The organism is Corynebacterium sp. TAE3-ERU12, from assembly GCF_019209905.1.
Classification (GTDB): domain Bacteria; phylum Actinomycetota; class Actinomycetes; order Mycobacteriales; family Mycobacteriaceae; genus Corynebacterium.
On sequence record NZ_JAHUTM010000001.1, the window covers coordinates 1,368,357 to 1,383,380 of the forward strand.

Below are 15,024 nucleotides of genomic sequence, written 5' to 3' on the forward strand. Positions count from 1 at the left end.
GAGCCTAACCGGTGTAGGCCTAGGCCCAATTCGCGGCTGCGACAACGGCCGGATCAACGTCCTTGCCGGTCCACTGGACGTTGAAATCGGCTAGCGGTTCTTCCTGCTCAGCGGCGATGGCCTGGGCTCGGTAGAGCTCCAATAGAGCCAGGAAACGACCAATAACCTCCATGGACTGCTCGCAACTGGCGATAAGGCGGGTAAACGGCACCCACGTATTGACCCCGGCAAGTTTCAACGCATCCAAGATGCGGCCAGCCTGCTCGGGAACTGAGACATGTGCGATGTGGATATGCTCCACCCCGACCTGCTCCGGGGGTTTAGGGCGCAGGACCGCAGCGGCGAATTCGGCGAACTCATTACGGTCCATGCCTAACTCAACAGGGGGCAATAGGCTGGCGAAACGGTTTTCCATGCCGGTAGCGCGCGGATAACGCCGCGGGGCATCGCGCTGCCAGTCGGCGAACAGATCCGCGACCTTGCCGTAGGCGCGGTACTGCAAAAGGCGGGCGAATAACAGATCCCGGGCCTCCAGGGCGGCGACATCCTCATCGTCTTCGACATCACCGCGTGGCAAAAGCCGAGCTGTTTTCAGATCCAGCAAGGTCGCCGCGACAACAAGGAAACCGGTGATCTCATCCAGTTCGGCCTTAGCGTCCAGGCCCCGGGTGTACGCAATGAACTCATCAGTTACTGAGGCCAAAGCCACCTCGGTGACATCCATCTTTTTCTGCCCGATGAGATGGAGCAGCAGGTCGAATGGGCCAGTGAAATTCGCCAGGGCGACCTGAAAGCCAGTGATTTCCTCCTGCACCCCCTGGCCGGCAGGCGGGCCAGAATTACCGGGCGCGGATAAAGCGCGCGCCACGGGTTTAGCCCCCGGTGCGCTCAATGACCTCGCGCGCGAGGTTGCGGTACTGGTTAGCCGCCTCAGTGCTCGGAGCCCACGTGGTGATCGGCTCTCCGGCGACAGAAGTTTCCGGGAAGCGCACCGTGCGGGTGATGACCGTATCGAAAACCTTGTCATCAAAGACTTCCACCAGGCGGGTCATCACCTCACGGGCGTGCAGGGTGCGCCGGTCGAACATGGTGACCAAAATGCCGAGTACCTCAAGATTGAAGTTCAGGCGGTCGCGCACCTTCTCCACGGTATCGGTGAGCAACGCCAGGCCACGCAGCGAGAAGTATTCGCACTCCATCGGGATCATCACACCACGGGCGATGGTGAGCGCATTGACAGTGAGCAGGCCCAGCGAAGGCTGGCAGTCGATGATGATGTAGTCGTAGTCATTCATCACCGGGCGCAGGGCGCGACCTAATGCCTGTTCCCGCCCGACCTCATTGACCAACTGGATTTCGGCAGCAGAGAGGTCAATATTGGCCGGAACCAGATCCAGGCCAGCAACATTGCTGGTGTGGATGGCGTCGCGCACATCCAGCGACGGGTCCATGATGAGCGAGTAGATGGTCAGGTCGAGTTCCTCGTGGGGCACCCCCAGGCCTGCCGAGAGCGCACCCTGCGGGTCAAGGTCTACCAGCAGCACCTTGCGGCCAAATTCTGCAAGCGCCGCGCCGAGGTTGATCGTCGAGGTGGTTTTCCCGACGCCACCCTTTTGGTTACACATGGCCAGCACGGTGGCTGGGCCGTGCCGGTCGACGGGGCGTGGTTCTGGGAGCTCGCGCGCCGGGCGGCCAGTGAGCCCGACTTCGCTAGCTGAAGCGTCAAACAGCCCTTCTCCGCTCACCGTCAACCCCTTTCACTTGACTACTCGCTAGGGGTGTCGTCTCCCGACACCTCATGTGCATATATTCCCACTGTACCTACGCACACCCGCGCACCAGTTTCGGCGCGCCCGCAGCCGACTAAACACCTTCACCCAGCTGGCGCTAGCTAGCCACTACTGGCCCGAGGATGCGCCTGCAACCAGGCTTTACGCAGGCTATCAGCGGTGACCTTGGTATAAATCTGCGTTGTGGTCACCGAGGCGTGGCCCAACAATTCCTGAACCACCCTAATATCCGCACCGCCTTCGAGAAGATGCGTTGCGAAACTATGCCGCAGCGCGTGCGGAGAAGTCCTGCCGTCAAGGCCACAGCGCGTACCCAACTCCGCCAAGGTATTGCCAGCCGACTGCCGGGACAGCCGCCCGCCCCGATTATTCAATAAAAGCGCCGGCGGCGACCCGGCCCGAACCAGGTTCGGCCGGCCCCGCACCAACCACGCTTCCACGGCCCGCAGTGCTGGCGTGCCGACAGGCACAAGGCGTTCTTTACCGCCCTTGCCGCGCAGCAGCACCAACCCGTCCACGCGATCCAGATCGTCAATATCTAAAGCAGTGACCTCAGAAACACGCGCGCCGGTGGAGTACAACAACTCAACCAACGCGGCATCACGGATATCCGAAATAGCCGCCGACTCCCCCGTCGGCACCGCATCGATGAGCTTTTCGACCTCGGCAATAGTGAGCGCCTTCGGTAAGCGTTGCGGGGCTTTCGGCGGCTGCACCCGAGCGGCGACATCATCGGCAATATCGCCTTCCCCGACAGCGAAACGGTGCATCCCCCGAACCGTGGACAACACCCGCGCTACCGAAGTAGCCGCCAAAGGGGCTTGTCCGGCCTCAGCATCACCGCGGCGCAGCTGCTCCAGAAACGCAGAAATATCAACCGCGGTCACCTCCCCCAAACTGGACCGCCCCACACTGTTGAGGTAGTTCAGGTAGCGCCGCACATCACGTCGGTAGGCGGCAAGAGTATTGCCGCTAGCGCCACGCTCGACGGCCATATGGCCGAGGAAGGCCGCGCCCTCGTCGGCAAGCTGCGGTGAAAGATCATCCTCCGCAGACATTGCCTACTCCATAACAGCGCCGGCGCCACCGTCGGCCGCATCAGGGTTGGGCACGCGCTTGAGGTCACCGCCACCTAGCTGCTGCTTGCGACGATCCGCTAAAGCACGCGGGCGAATAGTGAAATCCGGATCAGCTGCGCGACGCGGCCGACCATGCTGCAGCACCTGCACCGCAGCCAGAATGCCTGCTACCGCAATGCCATTGCGGATCTCGCCGGACAACACCATGTCAATGGCCTGGTCCAGCTCAAACCAGTCCAGTACGAGATCGGCTTCTTCATCATCGGGTGCTTCCGGGCGCTGAACCTCGTGCACATCCTCGGCCAGCAAAATCCGCACCGCCTCCTGGGCGAACCCCGGGGAAGTCCAGATATCCACCAACGTGGACCACTGCGCAGAAGCCAAACCAGCCTCCTCCGCCAATTCCCGACGGGCCGCGGCTAAGGGCTGCTCATCAGCGACGTCGAGCAACCCGGCCGGCAATTCCCACAGCCGTTCCCCTGCGGCCTGGCGCCACTGGCGCACCATCGCCACCCGGTTCTGGGCATCGACCGCGACCACTGCGACGGCACCGAAATGCTCCACAATTTCGCGGTTAGCTATCCGGCCACCCGGCATACGCACCCGGTCACGACGAAACGCCAGAATTGGTGACTCCACCAAGATGGTCGAATCCACCACATCGAAAACGTGCTGTCCAGGGGTGTGAGAAGTCTCAGCCATAGTTATTACCCACGCTGCAGGGCGGCGCGAATCAGGCCGGAGAACAACGGGTGCGCCTTAGTCGGGCGGGACTTGTACTCCGGGTGCGCCTGGGTAGCGACAAGGAAGGGATGCTGTTCGCGCGGGTACTCCACGAACTCCACCAGTTCCCCATCAGGCGAGGTACCAGAAATCACCAAACCAGCCTCAGCCAACCTATCCCGGTAGGAATTATTGACCTCATAGCGGTGGCGGTGGCGCTCAGCGACATCGGTAGTGCCGTACAGGTCAGCGACAATCGTGTCACTGGCGAGCGTGGCCGGATAAGAACCAAGGCGCATGGTGCCGCCTAAGTCTTCCTCACCGGACACGGCTGCTTTCTGCTCCGCCATCGTGGCGATCACAGGCTCGGCGGCCTCCGGGTCAAACTCACTGGAGGAGGCTGCTGCCACACCAGCGGTGCGGGCGGCGTCAATGACCACACACTGCATACCTAGGCACAGGCCCAGCAGCGGAATCTTATTCTCACGGCAGTACTTAATCGCACCGATCTTGCCCTCGATACCGCGGATACCGAATCCGCCGGGCACCACCACAGCGTCGGCACTGCCCAAGGCACGCGCGGCGCCTTCATCGGTGGCGCAGTCGTCGGAAGGCACCCAGAGGATCTCGGCGCGGGCCTGATTATCGAAACCACCAGCACGAATAGCCTCAGTCACGGACAGGTACGCGTCGGGCAGATCCACATACTTGCCGACGAGGGCGACCTTCACAGTGGCCTTCGGGGAATGCACGCGGTCCAGCAGGCCGCCCCACTTCCGCCAATCCATATCGCGGAACGGCAGATTCAGGCGACGAATGATGAAGGAATCGAGGTGCTCTTCGTAAAGAACTTTCGGGATGTCATAAATCGACGGCGCATCAGGGCAGGAAACCACACCTTCGAGGTCAACATCGCACATGAGCGCGATCTTTTCCTTCAGCCCATCGGGGACCTGACGGTCGCACCGCAGCACCACTGCATCCGGCACCAGGCCAATGGAGCGCAGTTCAGCGACAGAATGCTGGGTGGGTTTGGTCTTGAGCTCACCGGAGGGCCCCAGGTACGGCACCAGGGATACGTGAATATAGAAAATATTCTCGCGGCCCACATCGTGGCGCACCTGGCGGGCGGCCTCCAGGAACGGCTGGGATTCAATATCGCCCACCGTTCCGCCGATCTCGGTGATGACCACGTCGGGCTTGCCGCCGTCGGCATCAGCATGGGCCATGCCGACGATGCGGTTCTTAATCTCATCGGTGATATGCGGGATGACCTGCACGGTCTCACCCAGGAAGTCACCGCGGCGCTCCTTGGCGATAACCGAGGAGTACACCTTGCCGGTGGTGACATTGGCATTGCCGTCGAGATCCCGATCTAAAAACCGCTCATAGTGGCCAAGATCCAGGTCAGTTTCGGCACCGTCTTCGGTGACAAAGACCTCGCCGTGCTGGAAGGGGTTCATGGTGCCCGGATCGACGTTGAGATACGGGTCCAGTTTCTGCATGGTGACCTTCAGGCCACGGGAGGTCAGCAACCGGCCCAGGCTCGAGGCGGTCAGCCCCTTGCCTAGCGACGAGGCGACGCCTCCGGTAACGATGATGTATTTGGTGACGTGCTCTGCGCCTCGGCTGCGGTTCACTCGGGCTCCCCGGGGTCGGTGGTGAAGCCATCGCGGTGGCTGTTGAACCGTGATGGCGGGCCGCGTTGAACACGACCACGGGACTTCAGCCTATCGGTCGGCGCGCACCCCAGCCAACACCAAAACGGTGCGCACCGGGGTGACCTGCACCCGCCTACGCAGGTTTTACCGCCGCGAAACGTGACAGTTACACAAACGCACGGCAATCAGGTGCGGCGGCTACTGCTCCGCGGCGGGCTGTCCGGGCGCGGACTGCTCCCCGGCGGGCTGGTCCGGCGCTGCGGGCTGCTCTTCCGGGGCCGGCTGGGGTGCTGCCGCGCCCTCATTGCCCTCGGCCCCAGCAGCGCCCTGGTCGGGGGCAGCGGAAGGTTCCGGGGCGGGTGCGTTGAGCTGATTCCGCAGGTCGTTGATCATCATAATGCGGCCGGCGGCATCACCGATCACGCTGACAGTATCGACCTCGTCGCCATTGGGGACCTCCCCGAGGGAGGTAATCACACCGTCTTCACCAGTGGCTTCGGGACGGGCCGCGAGCACTACCGGGCCGGCCTCATGCACAGCGGTGACCATTTCGGCGAACACATTGGAGCCGAAAGCACCGGGCATGACCTCATCGTCACTCGGATTAGTACCAGCACCATTACCGGCAAGGAACACGATGGCCCCAGCTGGTTTCACCGCCCCATCGCGGTATTCAATAAAACCAGTTTCTTTCAGCGAGGCCAGCATCAATTCACGATCCCCGTCGCTGGCCCTCGGAGTACCCGCCTGGTCGGTGAGGAGCGCCGCAGCCAGGGCCTGGCCGGCGTGCCGGCCTGGGTTGAGGCGGTTTTCGTCAAGTTTCGCCCCACCTGGCAAAGCGCCGGCAACAACATCGCCGAGCTCATCGACACCATCAGAACTCAGTGCCTTATCAGTCAGGGTGATAAGACCGGCATCTTCGGCCCCGGCGGTGGTCAGGGCGGCGCGGACAGCTTTGGTGTCATCGCGGTCCGCATCGGGGGTGGCGATGACGGTAACCGGGACATCGGACAGTTCATCGCCGATGATGTCCTGCTCAACGGCGGCTAAGACTTCCTCCGCCACGTCGGCGCGCTCATTGGCCTGCTGCGCTTCTGCCTCAGCGGCGGCGCGCTGTTCAGCCGAAGCACCGCCGATGGTGATCCCTCCGTCGGGGGCCAGCACGAAGGCACCCAGCGCCGAACCTGCGGCGATACCCAGCCCGAGGCCGGTGATAATGGCAGAGGTGTTGCCGCTGCCGCGTCGCTTACTCATCTGGTTTCTCCTGACGTGTTGGGTGGGCTGCTACCGCTTGAACAGTTCTTGGAACCGCAACGCGATGGAGTTCCACGTGTTGATGAGGTTCTGCTGCACAGAATCATCGCCAGTGAAGCCCGCAATCAGCACAATCACGGCAATAGCGATAAGGACGGCCAGAATGGCCCACGCCACGCCGAAGCCACCGCCCTGAACTCGGTACAGGTCAGCAACTACCTCGCCGTCGACGAGTTTGCCACCGGCCTTGAGGCGGGCCAGCAGCGCCGAGGGGGTTTCCGGGTTATCAGCGGCGGCGAAAACACCATCGAGGTTGACTGGGGCGCCGACGTTGACGATCATCTCCGCGCCGTGATGCTCAGCGAGCAGCAACGCCAGGTCGGTGGCCGAATCAGTCAGCGCCGGGAAGGTGATAGCCCCAATATTGAGGTCCTGGATGCGCTCAAGGCCGGCGGCGTGACCATCAGGATCGGCGGGCAACACCACTTGGGCGCCACAACGCAGCGTTTCAGCGCGCATGCTTTTCGGGTCGCCGATGATGAGGTCCGGCAGGTAGCCAGCATCCTTGAGGGTGTCGGCACCAGCGTCGACACCAATGAGTACTGGGTCGTACTCGCGGATGAAGTTCGACAGGTTCTTCAGCGTCTCTTCATGGCGCGGGCCGGGGCTGACCACCACTGTTTTGCGGTTGTGCAGCTTCGGGTCGATCATCGGGATGCCGAGGCCATCGACATAAAGCGGGGCTTCAGTGGCCGAGAATTCCACCAGGTTGCCGGATAGGGCCTCCATGCGGTCGACCAGGCTGGTGCGGGCCTCGTTGAATGTGCGGACGAGGCTGTCGGTATCAACTTCGTCACCGGCTGCCACGCGGCGGTCTCCGTAGTAGAGCTTGCCTTCGTGCAGGCGGCCGGTTTTGCCGTCCTTAATCTTCTCGAAGGCCTCGGTACCGGCGTTTTCGACGAGCTGCACACCGTTTTCCAGCAGCAGCTGGGGGCCGTAATTCGGCACGTTACCGGTGGAGAACTCGGCGGCGTTGATCACTGCGGCGGCCTTCGCGGCGACAATGCGGCGGGCCACCTCCAGGGGGATGTCTGGGGCGTCGAGGACAAGAATGTCTCCGGCCGAAAGTTTGCGCAAGGCACGGTCCAGGCGCAGGCCATCGCGGACAGTGCCGGTCAGGCCTGGGAGTTCGTCGGAGTTCCGGGAGAAGAGACTCATGTGCACAGTGTGCCCCGCACTGGGGCGCGGCCTGGGGAGGCGCGCCGCTTAGCTCCTGCGTGTCGCTAGCTTTCCGACGTCATCGGCGCGACGTGGACAGCTGCGCACGGTCATATTCGGCCCGCTCGAGCAGATCGGTGGCGTGAGCGCGGCCTGATTCGGTGTCGTCGAGACCAGCCATCATGCGGGCTAGTTCCTCGACTCGTTGATTGCGGCTGAGTTCGTTCACTCCGCTTTCCACGCTGCTGGCACCGGAGTCCTTGGCGATGTGGAGGTGGGTATCGGCGTAGGCGGCGACCTGCGGCAAATGGGTGACCACGATGACCTGATTGCGTTGCGCCAGGCGAGCCAGGCGGCGACCGATCTCGACGGCGGCGCGGCCACCGACACCGGCATCGACTTCGTCGAAAACCAGTGTTTGGCCACTATCGCTGCTGGCCAGTACTACTTCCAGGGCAAGCATCACGCGGGATAGTTCACCGCCGGAGGCGCTGGTGGCCAGGGGCCGTGGGGTGTCGTCGGCATGCCCGGCAAGTCCGAAGGTGACGGTATCGGCGCCCTCGGGGCCGAAACCACCAGCGTCGTCCACGCTGACCTGGAGGACCGAATTCGGCATGGCCAGCCCGGCGAGTTCCTCAGTCACCGCGGCACCGAGTTTCTTTGCCAATGCAGAGCGTGAACTGGTGAGTTTTTTCGCCACGGCCTGCAGATCTTTATGCGCCGCGGCGACCTTTTTAGCCAATTCGTCGAGGGCTTCTTCGGACACATCGAGGCTGTCGAGCTGCGCAGCGGCCTTCGTGCGCCAGGTAAGCACCCCGTCGATAGTGGGGGCGTATTTCCGGGTGAGTTGGCGGATATCGGCCTGGCGGGTGAGCAATGTGTCCAGGTCGCCGTCATCGTCGGGAAGCGCTTCAGCGAATCGGCCCAGGTCAGCCGAGATTTCGGAAAGTTCGGTCGTAACCGCCCCGATCCGCTCAGCTAAGTCACGCAGCTCATCATCACCAGCGGTGGCGAGGTGATGCTGGGCGCCGCCAAGCAATTCGGCGGCGGCGGATTCTTCACTGGTGGTGTCTTCAGCGGCACCATCGATGGCCATAAGGGCTGCGGTGGCGGCGTCGCGCAGCGTGTCGACGTCCTGGAGGCGACGCACGGTCTCCACGAGGCGTTCATCTTCGCCTGGTTCGGGGTTGACCGCATCGATTTCGTCGATGGCGAAGCGTAACTGGTCGGCGCGCATCGCCAGTTCCCGTCGGCTGGCGGTGCGTTCTTTGAGGTCTTTGTCCAGGCCACGCCAGGTGGTGTAGGCCTTCCGGTAGCGTTCGAGCAGCTGGTTGTGGCCGTTATCGCCATAGCGATCCAGTGCGCCGCGCTGCTCGTCATTGCCCAGCAGACGCAGTTGGTCATTTTGGCCGTGGATGGCAATAGCCGCCGCAGAAATAGTGCCGAGGGTGCCTGCCGGGGTGGTGCGCCCGCCGACCCAGGCACGGGAGCGGCCCTTCGCGGAAACCTGACGCGCGAGTAAAATTTCGCCATTTTCGTCGGTCTCACCGCCGCATTCGGTGAGCGCGCCCGTGATGGCAGCACGGGCTAGATCCCCCATACCGTCAGTACTGATATGCCCTTCAACCAGGGCTTTTTCGGCACCAGAGCGGACGCGGCCAGCGTCGGCACGCCCACCGGCAAGCAGGCGCAGGCCGGTAACCACCATGGTTTTACCAGCACCGGTTTCGCCGGTGAGCACGGTCAGGCCCGGTGCGAACTCGACAGTGGAACCGGTGATGACACCAAGGTTTCGGATGGCGAGGTCTGTGAGCATGGCGGTTACTCCCGCGGCCCCCGCCAACCGGTGACCGGCAGGCGGAATTTATGCACAAGGCGGTCAGCGAAGGGCACCGAGTCCAGGCGCACCCAGCGCACTGGTTGCTCGGCGCGGGTGATTTCCATGCGGGAGCCCGGCGGCACCATGAGCTGGCGGAACCCGTCCAGCATGGCTTGGGCGGGGCCTCCACTTGGGCTGGTTTCCACGGCGATAAGTGAGCCGGGGGCAACAACGAGGGGGCGGTCGAACAGTGCGTGGGCGTTATTGGGCACGACGAGCATCGCGTCGAGCTCCGGCCACAGCACCGGGCCGCCGGCGGAGAATGCGTAGGCGGTGGAGCCGGTCGGCGTGGATACCAGCACACCATCGCAGCCGTAGGACGACACCGGTCGGCGGTCGACTTCGAGGACTACGTCGAGTACCCCGCGGCGGTTCATATTTTCCAGGCTGAGTTCGTTGAGGGCCCAGCCTTCGCCGGTGATGTAGCCGTGGGAGTCGCGGACGACAACCTTGAGCGTCATGCGGTCTTCAATGCGCCACTTCCGGTCGATGACGCGGCCGATTGCCTCGGCCATGGATTCTTGTTCCCACTCGGCGAGAAAACCGACGTGGCCCATATTGATGCCCAGCACCGGGAGGTCATTGGAGTAGGCGATATCGGCTGCGCGCAGGAATGTGCCATCACCGCCGAGGACGAGCACCAGTTCACAGCCGTCGGCGGCTTCGGCGGAGTGGCCAAAGCGGGGGAAGCTGCCCAGCACGGGGTGCCGGATAAGCATTTCCGGGTAGTCGCCGGCGAGCACGCGCACATCAATGCCGTTTTTGTCGAGCTCTGTGGCGGCTTCCGCGGCGGCCTCGAGGTTGTTGGCTCGGCCGGTATGCGGCACGAGCAACACACGTCGGGTCATGGCGGTTCCTCCTTATATGGTCTCGACGGGTTCGCCGGTTGTGGTGGTCATTATTGCCCACGCGGGCTTTCGGGGCACCTTGCGGGGTTGTTGTGGGCGCTTATTGTGGCCCCGCGGCGACGGCGTGCTGGACGTGTTCGCTGAGTTCGCTTGCCGACGGTGCGGTCTTGGCGCCGTCGTTGACCAGCCATAGGAAGTATTCGACGTTACCGCTGGGCCCGGGTAACGGGGAAGCGACAACTGCGCGGGTGGATAGCCCAAGGCGTGCTGCGGCGGTGGCGACGTCGGTCACAACCTCGGCGCGCAGTTCGGGGCTGCGGACTACCCCTCCCCGACCAAGCCGGTCTTTACCGACCTCAAATTGGGGTTTGACCATGGGCAATAGGTCACCACCGGGCCGGATACAGTCGGCTAGTGCCGGTAGGACTAGCTGCAGGGAGATAAACGATAAGTCACCGACCATCACGTCGGCAGGCCCATTCATCTGCTCGGGGGTGAGGGTGCGCACGTTGGTGCGGTCGAGCACAAGGACGCGGTCGTCGTTTTGCAGCCGCCAGATGAGTTGGCCGTAGCCGACGTCGGCGGCGACGACTTCGCTGGCACCGCGGCGCAGGCACACGTCGGTAAAGCCACCGGTGGATGCCCCGGCATCAAGAACCCGGCGGTCTTTGAGGCTGAGCCCTTGTGGTTCGAAAGCGGCCAGGGCGCCGAGGAGCTTATGGGCGCCACGAGAGGCCCAGTCTGCGTCATCGCCGCCGCTGACGCGGATGGAGATATCTGGGGTGACGCCGGTGGCTGGTTTCGTGGCGCGAATCCCGCCTACTTCCACGCGGCCGTCGCGGATGAGTTCCGTGGCGTGCTCACGTGAGCGCGCGATTTTACGGCGCACCAGTTCTGCGTCGAGTCGACGTCGGCTGGGGCCACCTTTTGCTTTAGCCACGCTGTTCCCCCTGGCCGCCGAGGGTGTCCTGCAATAACTGGTGCGCGCGTTCGAGGATCTCGGCTCCGCGAGCAGGAGTGGTTTCGCTGTCTGCGGCGAGCTCGGCGACGATCTCGTCGTAGTTGCTGCGCAGCGTATCGATATCGGTGGTGCCGGCGATGTCGACTGGGCTTGGGGTTGCCATAGTCTTTACCGCCACGCCGCCAGGGCTGATTCTGCCGCGGTGGAACCGCCGACCACGCTGTCAACGGTGGCAGCATCATCAGCCCAGGCCAGTTCTGCTGCGGTGAGCAGGGCGGCCACGGCTGCTTCGGCGGGGTTGTGGAGGCGTTCGTCGTCTTCGTCGCCGCCGTCGATAATGATGGTGCCGGCGGCATCGGTGGACCAGCTGGCGGTGAATCCTGCCTGCGGGCCGGGCTGGGTGTGTTCGATAGGCCCAAGCAGGCTGGACATATCAGCGCCGATATAGGTGGGGCGTTGTGCACCGGTGGCGGTGAGCGCATCGAAATGCCCGGAGACCCCGGTGATGACCATCAGCGTGGCGTAGCCGGCGTTATTTCCTCCGGCGATATCGGTGTTGAGGCGGTCTCCGATGGCTAATGGGTTGGTCGATCCGATGCGTTCGGCGCCGCGGTGGAACATTGGCGGCAGTGGTTTGCCGGCGCTGAGTGGTTCTACACCTGTGGCGGAAACAATGGCGGCGACCATGGATCCATTGCCCACGCACAGTCCCCGCTCAGAAGGCAGCGTGGTGTCGAGGTTGCTGGCCAGGTAGACAGCGCCCTTGCGGATCGATAGTGCGGCCTCAGACAGCTGGGCCCAGCCGGTGTCTGGGGAATGCCCGTGCAGGACCGCTGCTGGGTTGTCTTCTGCAGTGTCTGTCACGGTATAGCCGGCGTTGCGGGCGAGTTCGCGGAAGGAGTCCGCGCCGAGCACCAGCACTGTTGCGCCATCGGGGATATGGTCTTTGGCCATCTCGATGGCCGCCTGGGCGGAGGTCATCACGTCGTCGGGGCTGCAGTTATAGCCCATTTCGGTGAGTTGGTTAGCTACCGTGCGCGGCGCCCGGGATGCGTTATTGGTGACGAATAGCATCGGCAGGCCGGCCTTGACCAGTGCATCGTAGGCGCCGGGGATGGGCCGGCCGCCTTCGTAGATGGTGCCGTCGAGGTCGAGCAGTGCCGCGTCATAGGAGGCGGCGAGGGTTGCGCTGGTAGCCATGTGGTTAGCCCTCCGGGAGTTCTTTCAGTCGCTGCTTGGCGCCAAGAGCGTCGTCGGGGTCCATGTCAACGATGCGTTCGAACCAGGTGCGTGCTTCGCTTACGCGGTCAGCGGCGGCGAGATTATCGGCATAGGCGTAGAACAGGCGCGCTGCCTCGAGGTCCTTTCGGGACGGGTCGAGGTCCTGCATTTCCAGTTCAAGGATGGCCGCTTCGACATCCCCGAGGTCGCGGCGCGCTCCTGCGACAACAATGGCGAGTTCGGTGCGGTCTTCGTCGGTAAGCCCGCTGAGGTCTTCGCTGTGGGCGAGCTCGATGGCCTTTTCCGGACGGCCGAGGCCGCGTTCGCAGTCCGCCATGACCGCGATCATGCCGGGGCCACCGCTCATCCGGCGGGCAGCGCGCAGTTCCGATAGCGCCTCTTTCCACTCCCCTGCGTGATAGGCGACGACGCCGTTGGTTTCACGGACCACGCCGACGCGGCCGGCCCGGTCCTTGGCGGCGCGGGCGTGCCGCAGGGCTTGCTGCGGGTCGTCGATCAACAGGGTTGCGGCCATGACCATATGCCTGGCGACGGCGTCTGCGTTGTCCTTGGCCAGAGAGCGCAGGTCCTGGCGTACCGACGGGTCGAGCTCGTCGGCGCGCACGTCATCGGGAAGATCGGGTTCGTTGGCGCGCAGGTTCATCCGCTCTTCGCGGAATCCTGGGCGCTGGGGGCCGCTGGGGTTATTGCGGTCCCGGTCGCGACCGCCGCGTTGGGCGTGGCGGCGTTCATCGCCGCGCCCGCGTCGGTCGTCTCGGTTGCCGCTTCGTCCGCGACGTTCATCGCGGCCCCGGCCGCCTCGAGCGCCTCCGAAGTTATCGGGCTTGCCGTGACTCCGGCCTCCAGAACGTCGACCGTCGTGCTCCGCCATAGGCTGGGCAACTCCTTCGTAGTGTGTGACTGATATCGAATGGTCACGCTACCAGTAGCGGCAGGTGAGCTAAGACCGCGGTTGTGCCCGCTGATTTTAGGTGTGGGATGCGTGCAGGCTGACCAGCTTCGGGTCACCGGAGATATCCCAGGTACAGGTCACAATGGTGTCACCACCACGGGCGACGGTGACAGCGGTGTTGCCGCTGGTGGCGCCGACATCTGCGGGGGCGCGCACGAAGGCTTCCGGGATGGCTTCGACTCCTGGCACCACGACTGCATCGCGGGTGAGGAAGCGCGCTCTGCGACCGTCACCGGTACGCAATTGTGCGACCGCTCGGGCGAGAACACGATGTGCCGTCACCGCTGCAAGCGCCTTTTTGTCGTCGCCTTTTTCGACTGGTTCGACGTCGAATAATGCGCCGATGCTTTCTTTGGCGGCGGGTTTGCGTTTATTGCGTTCTTCTTCGGAACCGGGGTCCCTGGTGTCGCCGGGGAATCCTGGTCCAGAGTCTGGGGAGCGCTTCTCTTTGAAGGCGATGGCGGCTTCGCGGGCTCGTTTGTCCGCAGCCTCATTCATGGGGTTTCCGGAGTGCCCTTTAACCCATTGGAACTTCACATCCCGACCGGCCATTGCAGCGTCAATGCGCTGCATGAGGTCGACGTTGAGGACTGGGTCGCCATTACGCTTTTTCCAGCCTTTTTTCTTCCACCCAGCCATCCATTTGGTGACCGAGTTGATCACGTATTGGGAGTCGCACAGTATCTCTAGGCGTTCTTCTGCCTTGTGGGCGGTTGCTTCGAGGAGTTCGGCGACTGCTGTGAGCTCGCCGCGATTATTGGTGGAATTTGGCCAACCGCCGGCTGCCCAGGTGTCATCGTCGGCGTACCACGCCCAACCAGCTGGTCCGGGGTTGTCGAGGGCGGAACCGTCCGCAGCAGCTCGAATTGTCATAGCAAGAAGTATCCCACACGGTCGGACATTGATGGATCGCGGATAGCGCTGTCGCGCTGAAGACCAGGATGAGTCAATGAAGTCGCAATCAAGTCTTATTACTTGACTGTAGAAATACAAAAAGGGAAGGCAACACCTCAACGAGGTGTTGCCTTCCCAATATTTGTTTAAGGGCCGGCGGTGACCTACTCTCCCACACCCTCCCGGGTGCAGTACCATCGGCGCTGGCGGGCTTAGCTTCCGGGTTCGGAATGGGACCGGGCGTGACCCCGCCGCTGAATGCCACCGGCACATCAATTCGGCACGTGAACCAAACCCCAAACGGGGGTTTAGCGGTGGTGTGCCAGACACCAGATAGTGGACGCGAACACAATACTCATCATCAATGCAGCCCGTGTGGCTGGTTGGTGACACCAAATATTTTTGTGTGTGTTGTATCGGTGTATTAGTACCGGTCACCTCCACACCTCACGGTGCTTCCAGATCCGGCCTATCAACCCTGTCATCTACAGGGAACCTCATACGAAACCTTATCTCAGAACAG

Annotated in this window: 14 protein-coding genes and 2 rRNA genes; all 16 read right to left on the reverse strand. The window is 63.1% G+C overall.

All coding sequences use genetic code 11. The features are described 5' to 3' along the window. Window positions 1–19: 19 nt before the first annotated feature. Window positions 20–868 (reverse strand): segregation/condensation protein A, encoded by an 849-nt coding sequence (locus KRX51_RS06250; RefSeq protein ID WP_218362165.1) that lies wholly within the window; start codon window positions 866–868, stop codon window positions 20–22. Window positions 869–872: 4 nt separating this feature from the next. Beyond that, window positions 873–1,745, reverse strand: coding sequence for a ParA family protein (locus KRX51_RS06255; RefSeq protein ID WP_218362166.1), 873 nt, complete (start codon window positions 1,743–1,745; stop codon window positions 873–875). 146 nt (window positions 1,746–1,891) lie between these two features. After that, complete coding sequence (locus tag KRX51_RS06260; RefSeq protein ID WP_218362167.1) at window positions 1,892–2,848, reverse strand: site-specific tyrosine recombinase XerD; 957 nt, start codon at window positions 2,846–2,848, stop codon at window positions 1,892–1,894. A 3-nt stretch (window positions 2,849–2,851) separates the two neighbouring features. Continuing rightward, on the reverse strand, window positions 2,852–3,571 hold the full coding sequence (locus tag KRX51_RS06265) for an NUDIX domain-containing protein (RefSeq protein ID WP_218362168.1): 720 nt from the start codon (window positions 3,569–3,571) through the stop codon (window positions 2,852–2,854). Between the two features lie 5 nt (window positions 3,572–3,576). Continuing rightward, window positions 3,577–5,232 (reverse strand): CTP synthase, encoded by a 1,656-nt coding sequence (locus KRX51_RS06270; RefSeq protein ID WP_218362169.1) that lies wholly within the window; start codon window positions 5,230–5,232, stop codon window positions 3,577–3,579. Between the two features lie 219 nt (window positions 5,233–5,451). Next, entirely contained in the window at window positions 5,452–6,507 is a 1,056-nt protein-coding gene (locus tag KRX51_RS06275) for a copper transporter (RefSeq protein WP_218362171.1), read from the reverse strand. 30 nt (window positions 6,508–6,537) lie between these two features. After that, entirely contained in the window at window positions 6,538–7,725 is a 1,188-nt protein-coding gene (gene steA / locus KRX51_RS06280) for a putative cytokinetic ring protein SteA (RefSeq protein WP_218362172.1), read from the reverse strand. A gap of 79 nt (window positions 7,726–7,804) precedes the next feature. After that, window positions 7,805–9,541 carry a DNA repair protein RecN gene (gene recN, locus KRX51_RS06285; RefSeq protein WP_218362173.1) on the reverse strand — a complete coding sequence of 579 codons (1,737 nt, stop codon included), beginning with the start codon at window positions 9,539–9,541 and terminating at the stop codon, window positions 7,805–7,807. Between the two features lie 5 nt (window positions 9,542–9,546). Beyond that, complete coding sequence (locus tag KRX51_RS06290; RefSeq protein ID WP_218362174.1) at window positions 9,547–10,452, reverse strand: NAD kinase; 906 nt, start codon at window positions 10,450–10,452, stop codon at window positions 9,547–9,549. A gap of 100 nt (window positions 10,453–10,552) precedes the next feature. After that, on the reverse strand, window positions 10,553–11,392 hold the full coding sequence (locus KRX51_RS06295) for a TlyA family RNA methyltransferase (protein WP_218362175.1): 840 nt from the start codon (window positions 11,390–11,392) through the stop codon (window positions 10,553–10,555). Then, window positions 11,385–11,576: a hypothetical protein gene (locus KRX51_RS06300; RefSeq protein ID WP_218362176.1), complete on the reverse strand. Its 192-nt coding sequence runs from the start codon at window positions 11,574–11,576 to the stop codon at window positions 11,385–11,387. Before KRX51_RS06300 ends, KRX51_RS06295 begins: the two co-directional genes overlap by 8 nt. A gap of 5 nt (window positions 11,577–11,581) precedes the next feature. Next, window positions 11,582–12,613, reverse strand: a complete 1,032-nt coding sequence (locus tag KRX51_RS06305) for an HAD-IIA family hydrolase (protein WP_218362177.1) — start codon at window positions 12,611–12,613, stop codon at window positions 11,582–11,584. 4 nt (window positions 12,614–12,617) lie between these two features. Beyond that, entirely contained in the window at window positions 12,618–13,526 is a 909-nt protein-coding gene (locus tag KRX51_RS06310) for a tetratricopeptide repeat protein (protein WP_218362178.1), read from the reverse strand. A gap of 96 nt (window positions 13,527–13,622) precedes the next feature. Then, on the reverse strand, window positions 13,623–14,480 hold the full coding sequence (locus KRX51_RS06315; RefSeq protein ID WP_218362179.1) for a ribonuclease H: 858 nt from the start codon (window positions 14,478–14,480) through the stop codon (window positions 13,623–13,625). Window positions 14,481–14,652: 172 nt separating this feature from the next. After that, window positions 14,653–14,770, reverse strand: a 5S ribosomal RNA gene (rrf, locus tag KRX51_RS06320). A gap of 134 nt (window positions 14,771–14,904) precedes the next feature. Beyond that, window positions 14,905–15,024, reverse strand: a 23S ribosomal RNA gene (locus KRX51_RS06325); the annotation flags it as partial.

What these genes read in the sequence shown, in the direction of transcription:
- KRX51_RS06260 (WP_218362167.1), bottom strand. Translation starts at nt 2,848, where the DNA reads ATGTCTGCGGAGGATGATCTTTCACCGCAGCTTGCCGACGAGGGCGCG.
- KRX51_RS06265 (WP_218362168.1), bottom strand. Translation starts at nt 3,571, where the DNA reads ATGGCTGAGACTTCTCACACCCCTGGACAGCACGTTTTCGATGTGGTG.
- KRX51_RS06275 (WP_218362171.1), bottom strand. Translation starts at nt 6,507, where the DNA reads ATGAGTAAGCGACGCGGCAGCGGCAACACCTCTGCCATTATCACCGGC.
- steA (WP_218362172.1), bottom strand. Translation starts at nt 7,725, where the DNA reads ATGAGTCTCTTCTCCCGGAACTCCGACGAACTCCCAGGCCTGACCGGC.
- recN (WP_218362173.1), bottom strand. Translation starts at nt 9,541, where the DNA reads ATGCTCACAGACCTCGCCATCCGAAACCTTGGTGTCATCACCGGTTCC.
- KRX51_RS06290 (WP_218362174.1), bottom strand. Translation starts at nt 10,452, where the DNA reads ATGACCCGACGTGTGTTGCTCGTGCCGCATACCGGCCGAGCCAACAAC.
- KRX51_RS06300 (WP_218362176.1), bottom strand. Translation starts at nt 11,576, where the DNA reads ATGGCAACCCCAAGCCCAGTCGACATCGCCGGCACCACCGATATCGAT.
- KRX51_RS06305 (WP_218362177.1), bottom strand. Translation starts at nt 12,613, where the DNA reads ATGGCTACCAGCGCAACCCTCGCCGCCTCCTATGACGCGGCACTGCTC.
- KRX51_RS06310 (WP_218362178.1), bottom strand. Translation starts at nt 13,526, where the DNA reads ATGGCGGAGCACGACGGTCGACGTTCTGGAGGCCGGAGTCACGGCAAG.
- KRX51_RS06315 (WP_218362179.1), bottom strand. Translation starts at nt 14,480, where the DNA reads ATGACAATTCGAGCTGCTGCGGACGGTTCCGCCCTCGACAACCCCGGA.